Source organism: Naasia aerilata (assembly GCF_030296595.1).
Lineage (GTDB): Bacteria > Actinomycetota > Actinomycetes > Actinomycetales > Microbacteriaceae > Naasia > Naasia aerilata.
On the sequence record NZ_AP027731.1, the window covers coordinates 2,979,102 to 2,996,875 of the forward strand.

13 protein-coding genes and 4 pseudogenes are annotated in these 17,774 nt (G+C 69.0%); 8 read left to right on the forward strand and 9 right to left on the reverse strand.

Going from position 1 to position 17,774, the window contains the following annotated elements; genetic code table 11:
* Position 1: 1 nt before the first annotated feature.
* Both dhaL and dhaK read right to left on the reverse strand, forming a co-directional pair.
* Complete coding sequence (gene dhaL / locus QUE51_RS15490; RefSeq protein ID WP_286277252.1) at positions 2-634, reverse strand: dihydroxyacetone kinase subunit DhaL; 633 nt, start codon at positions 632-634, stop codon at positions 2-4.
* A 5-nt stretch (positions 635-639) separates the two neighbouring features.
* Positions 640-1,641 (reverse strand): dihydroxyacetone kinase subunit DhaK, encoded by a 1,002-nt coding sequence (gene dhaK, locus QUE51_RS15495; RefSeq protein WP_286277253.1) that lies wholly within the window; start codon positions 1,639-1,641, stop codon positions 640-642.
* Positions 1,642-1,928: 287 nt separating this feature from the next.
* On the opposite strand from dhaK, the gene QUE51_RS15500 reads away from it, so the two are divergent.
* The 3 genes from QUE51_RS15500 (at position 1,929) to QUE51_RS15510 (ending at position 5,199) form a co-directional block, all read left to right on the forward strand.
* Positions 1,929-2,642, forward strand: a complete 714-nt coding sequence (locus tag QUE51_RS15500; RefSeq protein WP_434017274.1) for an MIP/aquaporin family protein — start codon at positions 1,929-1,931, stop codon at positions 2,640-2,642.
* A 35-nt stretch (positions 2,643-2,677) separates the two neighbouring features.
* The gene (gene glpK, locus QUE51_RS15505) at positions 2,678-4,189 is read left to right on the forward strand and encodes a glycerol kinase GlpK (protein ID WP_286277255.1); all 1,512 of its coding nucleotides are present in this window, start codon (positions 2,678-2,680) and stop codon (positions 4,187-4,189) included.
* Positions 4,190-4,326: 137 nt separating this feature from the next.
* Positions 4,327-5,199, forward strand: coding sequence for an endonuclease domain-containing protein (locus QUE51_RS15510; protein ID WP_286277256.1), 873 nt, complete (start codon positions 4,327-4,329; stop codon positions 5,197-5,199).
* A gap of 52 nt (positions 5,200-5,251) precedes the next feature.
* On the opposite strand, the pseudogene trpD reads toward QUE51_RS15510, so the two are convergent.
* Positions 5,252-6,321 (reverse strand): annotated as a pseudogene (trpD, locus tag QUE51_RS15515) (anthranilate phosphoribosyltransferase).
* A 149-nt stretch (positions 6,322-6,470) separates the two neighbouring features.
* Here trpD and ctaE point away from each other — a divergent pair.
* The 5 genes and pseudogenes from ctaE (at position 6,471) to QUE51_RS15540 (ending at position 11,328) form a co-directional block, all read left to right on the forward strand.
* Positions 6,471-7,103: an aa3-type cytochrome oxidase subunit III gene (gene ctaE, locus QUE51_RS15520; RefSeq protein ID WP_286277257.1), complete on the forward strand. Its 633-nt coding sequence runs from the start codon at positions 6,471-6,473 to the stop codon at positions 7,101-7,103.
* A gap of 25 nt (positions 7,104-7,128) precedes the next feature.
* Positions 7,129-7,932 carry a cytochrome bc1 complex diheme cytochrome c subunit gene (qcrC, locus tag QUE51_RS15525; RefSeq protein WP_286277258.1) on the forward strand — a complete coding sequence of 268 codons (804 nt, stop codon included), beginning with the start codon at positions 7,129-7,131 and terminating at the stop codon, positions 7,930-7,932.
* Positions 7,933-7,964: 32 nt separating this feature from the next.
* Positions 7,965-9,046 (forward strand): annotated as a pseudogene (qcrA, locus tag QUE51_RS15530) (cytochrome bc1 complex Rieske iron-sulfur subunit).
* A gap of 42 nt (positions 9,047-9,088) precedes the next feature.
* Positions 9,089-10,737: pseudogene (gene qcrB / locus QUE51_RS15535) on the forward strand (cytochrome bc1 complex cytochrome b subunit).
* Between the two features lie 117 nt (positions 10,738-10,854).
* On the forward strand, positions 10,855-11,328 hold the full coding sequence (locus QUE51_RS15540) for an NUDIX hydrolase (protein ID WP_286277259.1): 474 nt from the start codon (positions 10,855-10,857) through the stop codon (positions 11,326-11,328).
* Positions 11,329-12,165: 837 nt separating this feature from the next.
* On the opposite strand, the gene QUE51_RS15545 is transcribed toward QUE51_RS15540, so the two are convergent.
* The 6 genes and pseudogenes from QUE51_RS15545 to QUE51_RS15570 form a co-directional block, all read right to left on the reverse strand.
* Positions 12,166-12,582 carry a cytochrome c oxidase subunit 4 gene (locus QUE51_RS15545; RefSeq protein WP_286277260.1) on the reverse strand — a complete coding sequence of 139 codons (417 nt, stop codon included), beginning with the start codon at positions 12,580-12,582 and terminating at the stop codon, positions 12,166-12,168.
* A gap of 3 nt (positions 12,583-12,585) precedes the next feature.
* Positions 12,586-14,328, reverse strand: coding sequence for an aa3-type cytochrome oxidase subunit I (gene ctaD, locus QUE51_RS15550; RefSeq protein ID WP_286277261.1), 1,743 nt, complete (start codon positions 14,326-14,328; stop codon positions 12,586-12,588).
* Entirely contained in the window at positions 14,328-15,221 is an 894-nt protein-coding gene (gene ctaC / locus QUE51_RS15555; protein WP_286277262.1) for an aa3-type cytochrome oxidase subunit II, read from the reverse strand. The genes ctaD and ctaC overlap by 1 nt, the downstream gene beginning before the upstream one ends.
* Before the next feature lie 322 nt (positions 15,222-15,543).
* On the reverse strand, positions 15,544-15,909 hold the full coding sequence (locus QUE51_RS15560; RefSeq protein WP_286277263.1) for a HesB/IscA family protein: 366 nt from the start codon (positions 15,907-15,909) through the stop codon (positions 15,544-15,546).
* Between the two features lie 55 nt (positions 15,910-15,964).
* Positions 15,965-16,246, reverse strand: a complete 282-nt coding sequence (locus QUE51_RS15565; protein WP_286277264.1) for a hypothetical protein — start codon at positions 16,244-16,246, stop codon at positions 15,965-15,967.
* Positions 16,247-16,330: 84 nt separating this feature from the next.
* Positions 16,331-17,751 (reverse strand): annotated as a pseudogene (locus QUE51_RS15570) (dipeptidase).
* Positions 17,752-17,774: the final 23 nt, after the last annotated feature.

Below are 17,774 nucleotides of genomic sequence, written 5' to 3' on the forward strand. Positions count from 1 at the left end.
GTCAGGCCGCCGTATCCGCCGCCGCGCGCAGGATCAGGGCCGAGGACTGGGCGCCGGGATCGCGATGGCCGATGGCGCGCTCGCCGAGGTAGCTGGCGCGCCCCTTGCGGGCCACCAGCGGCTCGGTCTCCGCGGCGCCGCGCTCGGCGGCCGAGGCTGCGGCGTCCAGGATGGCGCCGACCTCCGCCCCCTCCTGCTCCGCGGCCGCGGCCGCGTCCACCGCCGGGGTCCAGGCGTCGACCATCGTCTTGTCGCCCGGCTCCGCCTTTCCCCGGCTGACGATCCCGTCGCGGGCGGCCGTGAGGGCCGCGACGAGGGCGGCGGGGTCCAGCTCCCCGGAGTCCTTCACCGCCGCGGACGCCTTCAGATACGCGGTCCCGTAGAGCGGACCCGCCGCACCGCCCACCGTGGAGATGAGAGTCGTGGCGACGAGCTTGAGGACGTCGGCGGGAGTCGCGTCCGGGGCGAGCCCGTCGAGCTTGCCGAGCACGGCGGTGAAGCCGCGGTCCAGATTCTCGCCGTGGTCCCCGTCGCCGATCTCGCGATCGAGTCGCACCAGCTCCGCCCGGTTCTCGGCGATCACCGCCGCCGTGGCGCGCACCCAGGCCAGCACCCAGTCCGTGCCGAGCGCCATCCGCGTCACCGGCCCCACCGGAGCGCGGCGGTCTGCACCGGCGCATCCCAGAGCTCGGTGAGCTCGTCGTCGAGCTTCAGCACGGTGATCGAGAAGCCCTGCATCTCGAGGGAGGTGACGTAGTTGCCGATCAGCGTGCGGTCCACAGTGATGCCCCGGCCCGTCAGCACCTCGGCGGCGTGCCGGAAGGCGATGTAGAGCTCCACGAGCGGAGTCCCGCCCATTCCGTTCACGAACAGCAGCACCCGGTCGCCGTCGCTGAAGGGGAGGTCCTCGAGGATCGGACCGAGCATGCGGTCGACGATCGCATCGGCCGGCTCCATCGGGATGCGCTCGCGGCCGGGCTCTCCGTGGATGCCGATGCCGATCTCGATCTCGTCCTCACCGATGTCGAAGCTCGGCACCCCGGCGTGCGGCACGATCGGCGCGGTGAGCGCGACACCCATCGACCGGACGTTGGCGTTGACCTTCTCAGCGACGGCGGTCACCGCGTCCAGGTCGTCGCCACGCTCCGCGGCCGCGCCCGCGATCTTCTCCACCAGGACCGTTCCGGCGACTCCGCGGCGGCCGGCCGTGTACAGGGAGTCCTTGACCGCGACGTCGTCGTTGACGATCACCGAGCGGACCTCGATGTCCTCAGCGGAGGCGAGGTCGGCTGCCGTCTCGAAGTTGAGCACGTCGCCCGTGTAGTTCTTGACGATGTGCAGCACCCCTGCGCCGCCGTTGACGGCCTGAGTGGCCGCCAGGATCGGGTCCGGCGTCGGCGAGGTGAAGACGGCGCCGGGGACCGCAGCGTCGAGCATCCCGTAGCCGACGAAGCCCCCGTGCAGGGGCTCGTGACCGCTTCCTCCGCCCGAGACCAGGCCGACCTTGCCCTGCTTCGGCGCGTCCGCGCGGACGATGAAGATCGGGTCGGTGTGCACCTCGAGCAGGCCGGGGTGGGCGGCGGCGATGCCGGAGACGGCCTCCTCCACCACGGTGCGCGGATTGTTGATGAGCTTCTTCATCGAAACTGCTCCTGTTCTCGCACGGATGACGGGCGTCCCCGCCGGACCACACGCTACGCCCACGGCGAGGCGCCACCCAAGAGCCGTCCAGTCCCCATCCGGCTCCCCGCAGGAACGACGGATGCCGCTCGGGGAATTCGCCTCTTATCCCGGCAAATCCCTGGGTCTATGGTGAGAACGGCCGCATGGGGGCGGCCTGATGCCTCGGCATCATCACCCGGTCAGGAAGGAATGTCGGAGTGGACAATCTGGGAACCATCTTTCTCTCTGAAGTCGTCGGGACAGCGATGCTGCTGCTCCTCGGTGCTGGCGTCGTCGCGAACGTCATCCTCACCAAGAACAAGGGGTTCGGCGGCGGCTGGCTCCTGATCAACTTCGGCTGGGGACTCGCGGTCTTCGCCGGTGTGACGGTGTCCTACGCCTCCGGCGCGCACCTCAACCCGGCCGTCACGCTGGGCCTCGCCGCTGCCGGGAAGATCGACAGCGACAACCCGTTCCTCACGGTGATCGTCTACATCGTCGCCCAGCTGATCGGCGCGTTCATCGGCGCCGTCCTCGCCTGGCTGGCGTACAAGAACCACTTCGACGAGGAGCCCGACCCCGCCGCGAAGCTCGGCGTGTTCTCGACCGGCCCGGCCATCCGCAGCTACGCGTGGAACCTCATCACCGAGATCATCGGCACGTTCGTCCTGGTCTTCGTCGTCATCGGCTTCGGCAAGGGTGGGGATCCCGACACGAACACGCCGGCGGGACTCGCGGCCCTCGGCGCCCTGCCCGTCGCGTTCCTCGTGGTCGCGATCGGCGCATCGCTCGGTGGCCCCACCGGCTACGCGATCAACCCGGCGCGTGACCTCGGCCCCCGCATCGCGCACGCCCTCCTGCCCATCCGCGGCAAGGGCAGCAGCGACTGGAGCTACTCCTGGGTGCCGATCGTCGGCCCCATCATCGGCGGTGTCCTCGCCGGCTGGCTCTCCCTGGTGCTGCTCCCCGCCGCATCCTGATCCACCCATACGCCTGATAACGAAGGAGTTACTCCGTGGCGGACTACATCATCGCAATCGACCAGGGCACGACCAGCACCCGCGCCATCGTCTTCGACCACTCGGGGTCGATCGTCTCGACCGGCCAGAAGGAGCACGAGCAGATCTTCCCGCGGGCCGGCTGGGTCGAGCACGACCCGATGGAGATCTGGAACAACACTCGCGAGGTCATCGGCCAGGCGCTGTCCAAGGCCGACATCACGCGGCACGACATCCAGGCGGTCGGCATCACCAACCAGCGCGAGACCGCGGTGGTGTGGGACAAGACGACCGGCAAGCCCGTCTACAACGCGATCGTGTGGCAGGACACCCGCACGCAGAGCATCGTGGACCGGCTCGCCAACGGCGACGTCGAGCGCTACAAGGAGAAGGTCGGGCTGCCGCTCGCCACCTACTTCTCGGGCACGAAGATCGTCTGGATCCTGGAGAACGTCGACGGCGCCCGCGAGAAGGCGGAGGCCGGCGACCTGCTGTTCGGCACCACCGACACGTGGGTCCTCTGGAACCTCACCGGCGGTGTCGACGGCGGCGTGCACGCGACCGACGTGACCAACGCCTCGCGCACCCTCTTCATGGACCTCGAGACGCTGGCCTGGGACGACTCGATCCTCGCCGACTTCAACGTCCCGAGGTCGATGCTCCCCGAGATCCGCAGCTCCTCCGAGGTCTACGGCCAGGTCGAGGCGTCCAGCCTGCTCCGCGAGGTGCCGGTCGCCGGCATCCTCGGCGACCAGCAGGCCGCGACGTTCGGCCAGGCGGCGTTCGACACCGGCGAGTCGAAGAACACCTACGGCACGGGCAACTTCCTCATCTTCAACACGGGTGAGGAGATCATCCGCTCGAAGAACGGCCTCCTCACGACGCTCGGGTACAAGCTGGGCGACGCGAAGCCGCACTACGCGCTCGAGGGATCGATCGCCGTGACGGGATCGCTCGTCCAGTGGCTGCGCGACAACCTCGGCATGATCAAGAGCGCGGCCGAGGTCGAGGAGCTGGCGAAGACGGTCGACGACAACGGCGGCGTGTACATCGTCCCCGCGTTCTCCGGTCTCTTCGCGCCGTACTGGCGGCCCGACGCGCGCGGCGCGATCGTGGGCCTCACCCGGTACGTCAACAAGGGCCACATCGCGAGGGCCGCCCTGGAGGCGACCGCGTTCCAGACCCGCGAGGTGCTGGACGCGGTCAACGCAGACTCCGGCGTCGACCTGACCGAGCTGAAGGTGGACGGCGGCATGATCGCCAACAACACCCTCATGCAGTTCCAGGCCGACATCCTCGGCGTGCCGGTCGTGCGGCCCGTCGTCGCGGAGACCACGGCCCTCGGCGCCGCCTACGCCGCGGGACTGGCCACCGGGTTCTGGAAGGACCTGGACGACCTCCGCGGCAACTGGCAGGAGGACAGCCGGTGGACTCCGAACATGGAGGACACCGAGCGTGAGCGCCAGCTGCGGCTCTGGAAGAAGGCCGTCACGAAGACCTTCGACTGGGTCGACGAGGACGTGCAGTAGCCCGCTGACCTGACCCGCCCAGTTCTGCGGCAACTCGCCACTGAGTTGCCGCAGAACTGGGCATCTCGCGTTAACGAGGAGGTCGCGGCTGTGGAGAACGCCGCTGCCGCGGCCGGCGCGCTGGCATCCTCCCCGGCGTGAAGCGTCAACGCCCCCACCTGCCCGCCCCGATCTCCACCACACGGCACGCTCTGAGCGCGGGTCTCAGCCCCGGGATGATGCGCTCGCCGCACTGGGACGCGTCGGTGTGGGGTGTTCGCGCCGCCGGCACGGCGGTGTCGCTGGAGGCACGGTGCCGGCTGTATGCGGCGCGCCTGCCCGATGCGTTCTTCAGCCACCGGACGGCGGCGGCGCTCCTCGGCCTTCCGCTTCCTCCGGGGCCCGACGACGTGCTGGACATGTCCGTGGCCGCCCCTGACCGCGCGCCCCACGCGAAGGGCCTGTCGGGACACAGCCTCGTTCTAGAGGAGAACGACCTCGTCGTCGTCGACGGGCTGCGGGTGACGAGGCCGGCCCGGACATGGTTCGACCTGGGCAAGGAGCTCGCCGTGCCGGATCTGGTCGTCGCGGGCGACCGCATCCTCTCCCGAGCCGCTCCTCTGGGCACCCGCGCCGACCTCGCCGCCATGGTGGAGGATCACCCCGGGGAGCGCGGTGTCCGGCGCCTGGCGACGGCACTGGCACTGATCCGGGAGGGCACCGAGTCGCCCCAGGAGTCCCGGCTGCGGACGATCCTGATGCAGGGCGGGCTGCCGGAACCGGCGGTGAACCTCGACATCCACGACGAGCGCGGCAGATTCCTCGGTCGTGGCGACCTCGTCTACGTCGCCGAGCGCCTCGTCATCGAATACCAGGGCGACTACCACCGGGACAAGGCTCAGTGGAGACGGGACATGTCGCGTCGCGCCGCCCTGGAGGCGGCCGGATGGCGGGTCCTCGAGCTGAACGCTGACGACCTTCGTGATCCGGCGCTGCTCGTCGCCCGAGTACGGGACCTCCTGCTGCGCTGAGTCGCCCACTTCTGTGGCAACTCGGCGCCGACTTGCCGCAGAACTGGGCGGCTCACTGAGGGGAACGTCCGGGGCGCTGAGTGGCGGCGGTCCAGGCGTCGAGCTTCGCAAGGGCGGCGCCGCTGTCGATCGCCTCCGCCGCCGTCGCCATCCGCTCTGAGAGGCGCGCCGTGATCGGGCGGCCCGCCGCCTCCGGGTCGTGGGAGAGGTCCCAGGCGGCGAGGGCGGCGGCGGCGTTGAGCAGCACGATGTCCCGCACGGGACCGGATGCCCCGCCGAGAACCGCGCGGGCCGTCGCGGCGTTCTCCGCCGGCGACCCGCCCTGCAGGTCCGCGATGGAGGCGCGCGGGAGGCCGAGCTCGCGCGGATTGAGGTCGTGCTCGGTGACCGCTCCCCCGCTGACCTCCCAGATGTGGCTGTGCCCGGTAGTCGTCAGCTCGTCGAGGCCGTCGTCGCCACGGAAGACGAGAGCGGTGGCGCCGCGGGTCTGGAACACGCCGACCAGGAGCGGGATGACCTCGGCCCGGGCCACGCCGACCGCATTGGCCTCCGGGCGCGCCGGGTTGCAGAGGGGGCCGAGGAAGTTGAAGACCGTCGGCACGCCCAGCTCGCCGCGGACGACGCCCGCGTGCTTGAAGCCGGGGTGGAAGGCGGACGCGAAGACGAAGGTGATGCCGACCTCCTCCAGCACCCGGGCGACCCGCGCGGGGTCCAGCGTGAGGTCGATCCCGAGCGCCCCGAGCACGTCGCTCGACCCGGAGGCGGAGCTAGCGGCCTTGTTGCCGTGCTTGACCACCCTCGCGCCGGCCGCCGCTGCCACGACGGCCGCCATCGTGGAGACGTTGACGGTGCGGAATCGGTCGCCGCCCGTGCCGACGATGTCGAGCACGTCCGACGAGACCTCGAGGGGAACGGCGTGCTCGAGGATCGCGTCGCGGAACCCGACGACCTCGTCGACGCTCTCCCCTTGGCCCGCAGTGCCACCAGGAAGCCGGCCAGCTGGGCGGGAGATGCCTCCCCGAGCATGACCTGCTCCATGGCCCAGGTGGAATCGGCGATGGAGAGGTCCTCCCCCTCGAGGAGGGAGCCGATCAGCGCGGACCAGGTGGGCGTCGGAAGCATGCCCCGATCCTAATGAGCGCGCCGCACGCGCCTTTCGGATGCCCTCGGCGACGGAATCCGCGCCGCTTCCATGCCCTTCGGTAACGAACCGCTGGGAAGGGGCAGACAGGGCTGCCGAATGCGAAGCGGTGTCGTGGCGATCCACCATAATGAGAGATGTGAGCAGCGCGTCAGTCCTCCAGTCGACAAGCGCTCCGGTCGTCAATCGCTCCAACCCCATCGCGGTCGGAACGATCGTCTGGCTCGGCAGCGAGGTCATGTTCTTCGCGGGCCTGTTCGCGATCTACTTCACCCTCCGAGGTGTGGCGCCGGACATGTGGGCCGCGGAGACGCAGCACCTCAACTTCCCGTACTCGCTGACGAACACGATCATCCTGGTGCTGAGCTCCTTCACCTGCCAGATGGGCGTCTTCGCGGCGGAGCGGCTGCAGCCCCGCGCGACGAGCATGTGGCGCTGGGGCATGGTCGAGTGGTTCTTCCTCACCTATGCCATGGGCGCGATCTTCGTCTCCGGTCAGATCCTCGAGTACGCCACCCTGGTGAGCGAGGGCATCACGCTCTCCTCCAACGCCTACGGCTCGGCGTTCTACCTGACCACGGGCTTCCACGGCCTCCACGTCACCGGCGGCCTGCTCGCCTTCCTGCTCGTCATCGGCCGCGCCTTCGCGGTCAAGAACTTCGGACATCGCGAGGCCACCAGCGCCATCGTGGTGTCGTACTACTGGCACTTCGTCGACGTCGTGTGGATCGGCCTGTTCGCCGTCATCTACGTCCTGAGATAGGGAACGGATCGAATTGGCACCCCGAATGCAGAACGAACGACGCCGCTCCTCGCGTCGGCGGGGCCGACGCTCGCCGCTGGCGACCGTCGCGCTGATCGCGCTGGGCCTCGTCTTCACCGGCACCGGCTACACGCTCTTCACCGCATCGTCGTCCTCGGACGGCGCGGCCGCGGCATCCCAGGAGAGCGTCGAAGAGGGCAAGAAGCTGTTCGCCGCCAACTGCGCCACCTGCCACGGCATGGCACTGCAGGGCACCGAGGCCGGGCCGACCCTGATCGGTGTGGGCGCCGCCTCCGTCGACTTCCAGGTGGGCACCGGCCGCATGCCGCTGTCCAACACGGGCCCGCAGGCGCCGGAGAAGCCGGTGCTCTTCGACGACGACCAGGTGCAGGCGCTGGCGGACTACGTCGCCTCCGTCTCCCCCGGTCCTGCCCAGCCGGACGAGCAGTACCTCGACGCCGCCGGTGACGCCACGCGCGGCGCCGAGCTGTTCCGCATCAACTGCGCCATGTGCCACAACGTGGCCGGCGCCGGTGGCGCTCTGACGGAGGGCAAGTACGCGCCCTCGCTGCAGGGCACCTCCGCCAAGCACATCTACGAGGCGATGGTCACCGGCCCCCAGAACATGCCGGTGTTCAACGACGCGAACCTCACACCCGAGGACAAGCGCGACATCATCACCGCCCTCAAGTACAACGAGACGAACCCCTCGCCTGGTGGATTCGAGCTCGGCTCACTCGGACCGGTCGCCGAAGGCATGTTCGCGTGGATCTTCGGCCTGGGCGCGATCATCGCGCTCACGGTCTGGATCACCGCGCGCTCGAACTAGTCGACGACCTGCAACACAGCGGAAGGACAGCAATGGCGAACGAGGGACACGGCTCGGAAGTCGTTCCAGTCGACTCGTCGCACGGCGTCCCGGCATCGCCCGGCACGCTGGTGGTCGCGCCGGACGCGATCGAGAACCCGGGACTGCCGCCGCACCGCGAGCGGATCACCGACCTCGATCCGAAGGCCGACCGGCGCAACGAGCGCGGGGTCTCCCTGCTCTTCTACCTGTCGCTGGTCTTCAGCGTCCTCGCGATCGTCGCGTATTTCGCTGTGCCGATCGTCCCGGACAACCCGGACTCGGTCCGGCTCAACACCCTCTTCCTCGGCCTCGCGATCGCCCTCGCACTGCTGACCATCGGTGTGGCGACCGTCCACTGGGGCAAGGCCCTGATGGCGAGCCACGAGACGGTCGAGATGCGGCACCCGACCCGTGGCCGCGAGTCGACGCGGGCCCGAGCGGTCGAGATCTTCGACCTGGCAAACAAGGAGTCCGGCTTCGGCCGCCGCTCGCTGCTCCGCAACTCGCTCATCGCGGCTCTCGTCGCGGTGCCGCTGCCGGCGATCTTCCTCTTCCGCGACCTCGCGCCGAAGGACAACGACCCGGCCGCCAAGCTCTCCCACACGATGTGGAAGAAGGGCACCCGCCTCACGCGTGACCCCTCCGGCACCCCGATCCTCGCCGCCGATGTCACGCTCGGCTCCGTCTTCCACGTGGTGCCCGAGGGCCTCACGCAGGAAGAGCAGGAGAACTACCTCGAGGAGAAGGCCAAGGCGGCCGTGCTCCTCATGCGCCTCAAGCCGGAGGACCTCCAGGTCTCCCCGGTCGCGAGACCTGGAACTACGACGGGATCGTCGCGTACTCCAAGATCTGCACCCACGTCGGCTGCCCGGTGGCACTCTATGAGCAGCAGACCCACCACCTGCTCTGCCCCTGCCACCAGTCGCAGTTCGACATCACCCGCGAAGCGGCGGTCATCTTCGGCCCCGCCAAGCGTCCCCTGCCCCAGCTGCCGATCTCGGTGGACAGCGAAGGCTACCTGATCGCACAAAGCGATTTCCACGAGCCCGTTGGGCCTAGCTTCTGGGAGCGTCGCGGTGACTACAACGTCTGACACCCGTACCCCTACTCCGGCCGCCACCGCGGCCTCCCCGGCATGCGAGTCACCGGGGCCGTGTCGAACTACATCGACGAGCGCACGAGCATCTCGGGCTTCGTCAAGGAGCTGGGCCGCAAGGTCTTCCCCGATCACTGGTCCTTCATGATCGGCGAGGTGGCGCTCTGGTGCTTCGTCATCATCCTGCTGTCGGGCACCTTCCTCACCTTCTTCTTCCAGGCGTCGATGACCGAGGTCGTCTACGACGGCTCCTACACGCCGCTCAAGGGCCTGTCGATGTCGGCGGCGATGGATTCGACCTTGAACATCTCGTTCGACGTCCGGGGCGGACTGCTCATGCGGCAGGTGCACCACTGGGCGGCGCTGCTGTTCATCGCCTCCATCGGCCTGCACATGCTCCGCGTCTTCTTCACCGGCGCGTTCCGCAAGCCGCGCGAGCTCAACTGGCTCATCGGCTTCGTGCTCTTCGTCCTCGCGATGGCCGAGGGCTTCACCGGCTACTCGCTGCCGGATGACCTGCTCTCGGGCAACGGCCTCCGCATCATCGACGGCATGGTGAAGGGCGTCCCGGTCATCGGCACGTGGATCTCCTACCTGCTGTTCGGCGGCGAGTTCCCGGGCACCCAGATCGTGGGCCGCCTCTACACGCTGCACATCCTGCTGCTGCCGGCCGTCGTGGTCGCGCTCATCGGACTGCACATGGTGTTCCTGATCGTGCACAAGCACACCCAGTTCCCTGGCCCGGGCAAGACCAACGACAACGTCGTCGGCTACCCGATCCTCCCGGTGTACGGCGCGAAGATGGCCGGCACGTTCTTCCTGGTCTTCGGCGTCATCGTCGCGATCGCGTCGCTGTTCGCGATCAACCCGATCTGGAACTACGGGCCCTACGACCCCTCCCCGTGTCGGCGGGCACACAGCCCGACTGGTACATCGGCTTCGCCGACGGCGCACTGAGACTCGTGCCACCGGGCTGGGAGATCGTGCTGTTCAACACCTGGACCGTCTCGCTCAACATCCTGGTCCCGTTGCTCGTGCTGCCCCTGTTCCTCGGCGCCGTCGCGATCTACCCCTTCCTGGAGGCGTGGATCACCGGCGACAAGCGGGAGCACCACCTGCTCGACCGCCCGCGCAACGTGCCGACCCGCACCGCGATCGGCGCGGCCGGCCTGACGTTCTACATGATGCTGTTCTTCGCAGCGTCCTCCGACCTCATCGCGACGCACTTCAAGATGAGCATGGAGAACGTCATCCACACGCTGCAGTTCCTGCTGATCGTGGGTCCGTTCATCGCCTACTTCCTCACCAAGCGCATCTGCATCGCGCTCCAGAAGAAGGACCGCGAGATGGCGCTGCACGGCTACGAGTCGGGCCGCATCGTCCGGCTGCCGGGCGGCGAGTTCATCGAGGTGCACCAGCAGCTCGACGACTACGAGCGCTGGCGCCTCGTGAGCTTCAACGACTACAAGCCGCTGATGATCCGCCCGAACGCCCGTGGACAGATCAGCCCGTTCGAGCGCGTGCGCTCGGTGCTGAGCCGCTGGTACTTCGAGGACCGGATTACCCCGGTCACCGCGGGCGAGCTCGCCGCTCAGTCCCACGGCGACCACGGCGGTCACGACCTGGAGGCGTCGGAGATGGCGACGCTCGGCCAGGGCGTGGGCGCTCCCCCGCACACCAACCCCTGATCCTCGGATCTTCCGCAGGCCGTCCTGGCTCGTCCAGGGCGGCCTGCGGCGTATCCGGGACACCACGTCCGCTGCGGCCTCTCAGTCAGCCGGACGATCGACGCGAGGAGGACCACGATGGCTCAGCCAATCCGGCGCAGCTCCGGCATCCTGCTGTTCCGGCGCACTTCCGAGCTCGAGGTGCTCCTCGCGCACATGGGCGGCCCGTTCTGGCAGCGGAAGGACGCAGGCGCGTGGACCATCCCGAAGGGTGAGCCGGAGGAGGGCGAGGATGCCCTCCAGACGGCCGAGCGGGAGTTCCGTGAGGAGCTGGGCCTGCCGGTGCCGGCGGGCCCTCGTATCGACCTCGACGAGGTCAAGCAGTCGGGTGGCAAGGTGGTCCACGCCTGGGCCGTCGAGGGTGACCTGGATCCGGAGGCGATCGTCCCCGGCACGTTCGAGCTGGAGTGGCCGCCGCGGTCGGGGCGCACCGCGACCTTCCCCGAAATCGACCGCGTGGCCTGGATGCCGCCGGCCAGGGCGTCCGAGCTGATCCTGACGGCCCAGCGCGCCTTCCTGAGCCGTTTGCAGGACGTCCTGGCGGCGGAGTAGCGCCACTCCCCGGCCGGCGGCGCGGCCTCTGCACCGAGCGCACCGGACCCTCACCGAACGCACCCCGTGCCACCGAGCGCACCCCGTCTACAGGGTGCGCTCGGTGCTTCGAGGTGCGCTCGATGCACGGTCAGCGCGCTCGGTGCTTCGGGGTGCGCTCGCTGGACGGGTCAGCGCGTTCGGTTCTTTGAGGTGCGCTCGATTGACGGTCAGTGCACTCGGTGCTTCGAGGTGCGCTCGACCCCAGGCTGAAGGGAGGACGGCCTCCGCTCGCTGCCGAGCGCGCCCCGAGACACCGAGCGCGCGCCGAGCGCGCCCCGTAGACGCACCGCGCTCGTCGTCAGGCACCGCGCTCGGCGGCATGCCCCGCGCTCGAGAGGAGAGCGCAACCGGCCCCCGGCGCAAACGCGCGCGGTTCTCCACGACAGGCGCGCGCTACTCCACCCGCCGAGCGCGCCCCGAGACACCGAGCGCGCGCCGAGCGCGCCCCGTAGCGACGAGCGCGCCCCGTAGACGCACCGCGCTCGTCGTCTCGCACCGCGCTCGGCGGCACGGCCCGCGCTCAGCGATCGGCAAGGCAGCCGCAGCGCCCCAAGCCAGCACGCGCGACGGGCGAGGCGGCCCCACTGGCGTCACCCAGCACGGCCGACGCCGGCCCCCACTCACGCGACTCCCGGGCACACCGTGACCACCGCATCCTCTCAAGCGACCGGACCCCCGCCGCGCTCCACCGCCCGCAACCAAACGCCGGCGCCGCACAGGCCGCCCACTCCCCCACCACAACGGAAAGCGGGCGGCTCCCTCTGGGAACCGCCCGCTTCACACTCCAACGCCGCGTCAGCGGGCGAAGAACCCCCGGTAGTACTCGTAGACCCAGCCGACGATCATGACGAGGAACAGGCCCACGCCGACGAACGTGATCCAGAACCCGACGGCCAGACCGAGGAAGCCCAGCGCTGCGGATGCCGCCAGGCCGATCGGCCACCAGCTCCACGGGCTGAAGAAGCCCAGCTCCGGGTCGCCGTCGTCGATGTTGCCGTCGAGCCGGTCCTCGGGGAGGTCACCGCCCTGCGCGTTGTAGCTGCGCTGCAGGTAGAACCCGATGAACCCCGAGAATACCGAGGCGAGGGACAGACCGACCGTGCCGACGGCTTCGAGCTCGTTGGTGTCGAGGAGCGACCACACCGGGTAGACGACGGCGAGGATGCCGAAGAACAGGCACAGGATCCAGAAGAGGACCGCGTTCAGCCGCATGGACTACTTCACCTCTCCCTTGACGGAGTCGTAGGTCGCCGCCTCGGGCGCGTCCTTCGCCGGCCCGCGGCCGAAGGGCATCTCCGCCTCCGGGTGGTGCAGGTCGAACGCCGGCGACTCCGAGCGGATCCGCGGGATCGAGGTGAAGTTGTGGCGCGGCGGCGGGCAGGACGTCGCCCACTCGAGCGACCGCGCGTAGCCCCACGGGTCGTCGACGGTCACCTTCGGCGCACGACGGGCGGTCACCCACACGTTGTAGAAGAACGGGATCATCGAGGCGCCGAGGATCATGGCGCCGACCGTGGACAGCTGGTTCATCCACGTGACGTTGTCCTCGGGCTGGTACGTGTAGTACCGCCGGGGCATGCCGACCGCGCCGATCCAGTGCTGGACGAGGAAGGTCGTGTGGAACCCGATGAAGAGCATCCAGAAGTGGATCTTGCCCAGACGCTCGTTGAGCATCTTGCCCGTCCACTTCGGCCACCAGAAGTAGAAGCCGGCGAACATCGCGAACACGACCGTGCCGAACACGACGTAGTGGAAGTGCGCCACGACGAAGTAGCTGTCGGAGACGTGGAAGTCGAGCGGCGGCGACGCCAGGATGACGCCGGTGAGCCCGCCGAAGACGAAGGTGATGAGGAAGCCGATCGTCCACAGCATCGGCGTCTCGAACGTCACCGAGCCGCGCCACATGGTTCCGACCCAGTTGAAGATCTTCACGCCTGTCGGGATCGCGATGAGCATCGTCATGAGTGCGAAGAAGGGCAGCAGCACGGAGCCGGTCACGTACATGTGGTGGGCCCACACGGTGGCCGACAGGGCCGCGATGGCGATGGTCGCGTAGACGATCGTCCGGTAGCCGAACAGCGGTTTGCGGCTGAACACCGGGATGACTTCCGTGATGATGCCGAAGAACGGCAGGGCGATGATGTAGACCTCGGGATGCCCGAAGAACCAGAACAGGTGCTGCCACAGGATGGAGCCGCCGAGGTTCGGATCGTAGATGTGCGCTCCGAAGACGCGGTCCGCGCCAAGCGCGAGGAGGGCGGCGGCGAGCACCGGGAACGCGAGGATCACGAGGAGACCCGTGATCAGGGTGTTCCAGGTGAAGACCGGCATCCGGAACATGGTCATGCCGGGCGCGCGCATCGTGATGATCGTGGTGATGAAGTTCACCGAGCCGAGGATCGTGCTGAAGCCGGAGAGGCCGAGGCCGAAGACCCAGAGGTTGCCGCCGAGGCCCGGCGAGTACGCCGAGTCGGACAGCGGCGTGTACGCCGTCCAGCCGAAGTTCGCGGCGCCCTGAGGGGTGAAGAACCCGGACACGGCGATGAGGCTGCCGAAGTTGTACAGCCAGTAGGCGAACGCGTTGAGCCGCGGGAAGGCGACGTCAGGGGCGCCGATCTGCAGCGGCATGATGACGTTCGCGAAACCCGCGAACAGCGGCGTCGCGAACATCAGCAGCATGATCGTGCCGTGCATCGTGAACAGCTGGTTGTACTGGTCGTGCGTGGGCACGATCGCCAGGTTCGGCTCGAACAGCTGCGCGCGGATGACGAGCGCCATCACTCCCCCGACGAGGAAGTAGATGAACGACGTGATCAGGTACAGGTAGCCGATCGTCTTGTGGTCGGTGGAGGTGATCCAGCTGACGACGACGTTGCCCTTGCGCTGGACCTTCGAGGTCTCGAAGACCGCGGCCTGGCCCGCCGGAAGGCCGCTCGGCCTGTTGATGGTGGATGTCATCACTGAACCTCGGAGTCTTCGGTGGGCGCTTCGATGCCGGACAGGTTGGGGCTGCGGTCGTACTCGGGTCCGAGCCGGCCGGTGAAGCCCTGGTCCCGCAGCGAGGAGATGTAGTCCTGGTACGCCGCCTGGGACACGACCTTCACCGTGAACAGCATCTGGGCGTGGTAGTCGCCGCAGAACTCGGCGCACTTGCCGGCGTAGGTGCCTTCACGCTGGGTGTGCACCGTCATGTAGTTGGTCTTGCCCGGGTAGACATCCATCTTCTGGAGGAAGTCGATGACCCAGAAGTCGTGCGCCACGTCGCGGCTGCGCAGCTGGAACTCGATGGTCGAGTCGACGGGCAGGACGAGGACGGGGACCGTCGACTCGATGACGCCCGTGCCCGGTGTCCCGAGCGCCTCCGGCTGCGTCTGCACGCCCGCGGTGTAGACGTCCTCGTCGAGGTAGTTGAAGTCCCAGCCCCACTGCTTGCCGTAGACCTCGATCGTCTGGTCCGGGTTGGGGTCGCGCTTGGTGATCTCGGCCTGGTCGCGCGCGGTGAAGGCGAAGAAGCCGAGCACGAGGATGAGCGGCACGATCGTGTAGAACGCCTCGATCGGCATGTTGTAGCGCAGCTGGACCGGCAGGCCGGTCTGGCCGCGACGGCGGCGGTAGACGACGGCCGCGAACACGATCAGGAACCACGTGATCGCGCCCACAACGAGCAGGACGATCCAGGAGCCCACCCACAGGTTGGAGATGCGCTCCGCGTTGTCGGTGACCGCCGGCTGGCCCTCATGGAAGCCGGGAAGGAACCCGTGCAGCTGGGCCTGGGTGCACCCGGCGAGGGCGATGATCACCACAGTCGCGAGCGGGATGGCCGCCCAGCGGATTCGACGTCTCAAGCGCACTTGAACCTCTCGCGATGCAGGACTGATAACCCTCGAAGTCTATATCGCCGCAGGCGAACGGCCCGGCACACGGCCGCCGTTGTTGCGGCTTCGAGACCGCCGGTTTCCCGCCGCGGGAGTGCTATGGGACAACGAAGAAGGCCCCCGATCCGGCGAGGGATCGGGGGCCTTCTGTGAAGTGCGGATCGAGAACGCGACGTGTGCGCTCACTCGACCCGAGGCGACCGCCGCGGAGCCGGATTCGGCGATCGCATCGGCGAATCCGGCGAAGCCGGTCGTATGTGCAGCTGCGCCGCAGGAGCGGCGGCGCAGCCAGACAAACTCAGTGGAAGCTGTCTCCGCACGCGCAACTGCCTGCGGCGTTGGGGTTGTCGATGGTGAAGCCCTGCTTCTGGATGGTGTCCTCGAAGTCGATGTTCGCGCCGTCGAGGTAGGGCACGCTCATCCGGTCCACGACGACCTCGACACCGTCGAAGTCGCGGGTGGTGTCGCCCTCGAGGAGGCGCTCGTCGAAGTAGAGCTGGTAGATGAGGCCCGAGCATCCGCCCGGCTGCACGGCGACGCGGAGGCGCAGGTCGTCGCGACCCTCCTGCTCGAGGAGGCTCTTCACCTTGGCCGCAGCCGTGGTGGTGAGGCCCACACCGTGGGTCAGAACTTCGGGCTTGTCGGTCAGCGTGACGTCGGTCATGTGGCCCTCCGGGGTCGGTGCAGGTCGACTCTGTGTGTATCGACGGAAGACGATTCTACGCGCCGTTCCGGTTCGCCGGGCGGATGCCGCTCCCCCGGCCTGCACGGGAGTGGATGTAGAGGAGGCCGAGGGCATCCTCCCAGCTGCCGCAGTCGCCGTGCCGGACCGGCTCGGGGCAGAGTTCGAGGACGTCGTAGCGGGCATCCCTGGCCTCGATGTAGCCGAGGACGCGGCGCCCGTCGTCCTCGTCGAGGTGCAGGTCGCAGACCCGCCACTCGTGGCTGCTGAGCGCTACGACCTCGAGCGCGCCCGACCATCTCCTCGGCACATCCGGCATGTCGATCCCCCTGTCCGAGCTAGGACCGTAAGCCGGTCCTCGCCGAGGCGTCGAAGGGATTGACGGACCAAGCCGTCCCTGATCTCAGCTCCGGCCGTTCAGCCGGGAGAGCAGGAGCGCCTCGCCGAGGATGGCCCGCTTGAGCACGCCGAGGTGCTGGGACTCGTTCGGCGAGTGAGCGCGCGTGTCCGGGTCCTCGACACCGGTGACGAGGATCTGGGCCTCCGGGAACGTGCGCACGAGCTCGGCGATGAACGGGATGGAGCCGCCGATGCCCTGGTGGATCACCGATTCTCCCCAGCCGTCGCTGAGCGCTGACCCCGCCTCGGCGAACGCCCACCCTGAGGTGTCGACGAGGAAGGGGTCGCCCAAGCTGACATCGCCGAATTCGAGGACCGCCCCGAAGGGTGCATGCGCCCGGAGGTGGGTCTCGACGGCCGCGTAGGCGTCGGCGGCGCTCTGTCCCGGCGCGACGCGTGCGCTGATCCGGACGCGGACCGAGGGCAGGAGGGTGTTGGACGCGTTGAGCACGCTGGGCGCGTCGATCCCGGTGACCGTGATCGACGGCTGGAACCAGCGGCGTGCGTTGATGTCACCCCTGCCGATCGAGCGGACCCCGTCGAGGGGCGCGGCGTCGGCGCGGAACTCCTCCTCGGAATAGGGGGCCGCCTGGATGTCGGTGTAGGTCTCGAGTCCGGGCACCGCGACCGAGCCGTCCTCATCCCAGAGGGTCGCCAGCAGGCGGATGGCCGCGAGCATCGCGTCGGGGGCCGCGCCGCCGAACACCCCGGAGTGCATGGCGTGGTCCAGGGTCGACACCTTGAGGTTGAAGGCGGCGTTGCCGCGCAGGCTCACGGTGAGGGCCGGGGTGGTCGTGCTCCAGTTGTCCGAGTCGGCGACGATGATGACGTCCGCCCGCAGGAGGTCGGTGTGCTCGCCGAGGAGCGCGGGGAACGAGCTGGAGCCGAACTCCTCCTCGCCCTCGATGAACAGCGCGATGCCGACGTCCGGGTCGGCGACGCCCGATGCCGTCAGGGCGCGGAGGGCGGCCAGGTGCGTCTCGACGCCGGCCTTGTCGTCCGAGGCGCCCCGCCCGTACAGGCGGTCGCCGCGCACCGTCGGCTCGTACGGGGCGGAGTCCCACAGCTCGGGGTCCCCGGGCGGCTGGACGTCGTGGTGCGCGTAGAGGAGGACCGTCGGGCGGCCGTTCCGCGCCGGCCGGCGTGCGAGGACGGCGGGCTGCCCCTCTCCCCCTCCGGCGTGGCGGCACGGGCGACGAGGACCTCCTCGAACAGCCCGGTCGCGCGCGCGGCGTCCGCGACGGCCTCGGCGCTCGCGGCGACGGCGGCCGGGTCGAATCCGTCCCAGGACACGGAGGGGATGCGGACGAGGCGGGCCAGCTCGGCGACGGCGGACGGGAAGCCCGCATCGACCGCGTCCCGGAGCGCTCCTTCCTCAGCGGTCGGCGAGGTGGCATCCGGGTCGTTCAGGGTCACAGGCGTTATCGTAGGCGGTACTTCTAGCGAGG

Coding starts and splice junctions, on each gene's coding strand:
- dhaL (WP_286277252.1), bottom strand. CDS start 634: ATGGCGCTCGGCACGGACTGGGTGCTGGCCTGGGTGCGCGCCACGGCG.
- dhaK (WP_286277253.1), bottom strand. CDS start 1,641: ATGAAGAAGCTCATCAACAATCCGCGCACCGTGGTGGAGGAGGCCGTC.
- QUE51_RS15500 (WP_434017274.1), top strand. CDS start 1,929: ATGCTGCTGCTCCTCGGTGCTGGCGTCGTCGCGAACGTCATCCTCACC.
- ctaE (WP_286277257.1), top strand. CDS start 6,471: ATGAGAGATGTGAGCAGCGCGTCAGTCCTCCAGTCGACAAGCGCTCCG.
- qcrC (WP_286277258.1), top strand. CDS start 7,129: ATGCAGAACGAACGACGCCGCTCCTCGCGTCGGCGGGGCCGACGCTCG.
- QUE51_RS15540 (WP_286277259.1), top strand. CDS start 10,855: ATGGCTCAGCCAATCCGGCGCAGCTCCGGCATCCTGCTGTTCCGGCGC.
- QUE51_RS15545 (WP_286277260.1), bottom strand. CDS start 12,582: ATGCGGCTGAACGCGGTCCTCTTCTGGATCCTGTGCCTGTTCTTCGGC.
- ctaD (WP_286277261.1), bottom strand. CDS start 14,328: ATGACATCCACCATCAACAGGCCGAGCGGCCTTCCGGCGGGCCAGGCC.
- QUE51_RS15560 (WP_286277263.1), bottom strand. CDS start 15,909: ATGACCGACGTCACGCTGACCGACAAGCCCGAAGTTCTGACCCACGGT.
- QUE51_RS15565 (WP_286277264.1), bottom strand. CDS start 16,246: ATGCCGGATGTGCCGAGGAGATGGTCGGGCGCGCTCGAGGTCGTAGCG.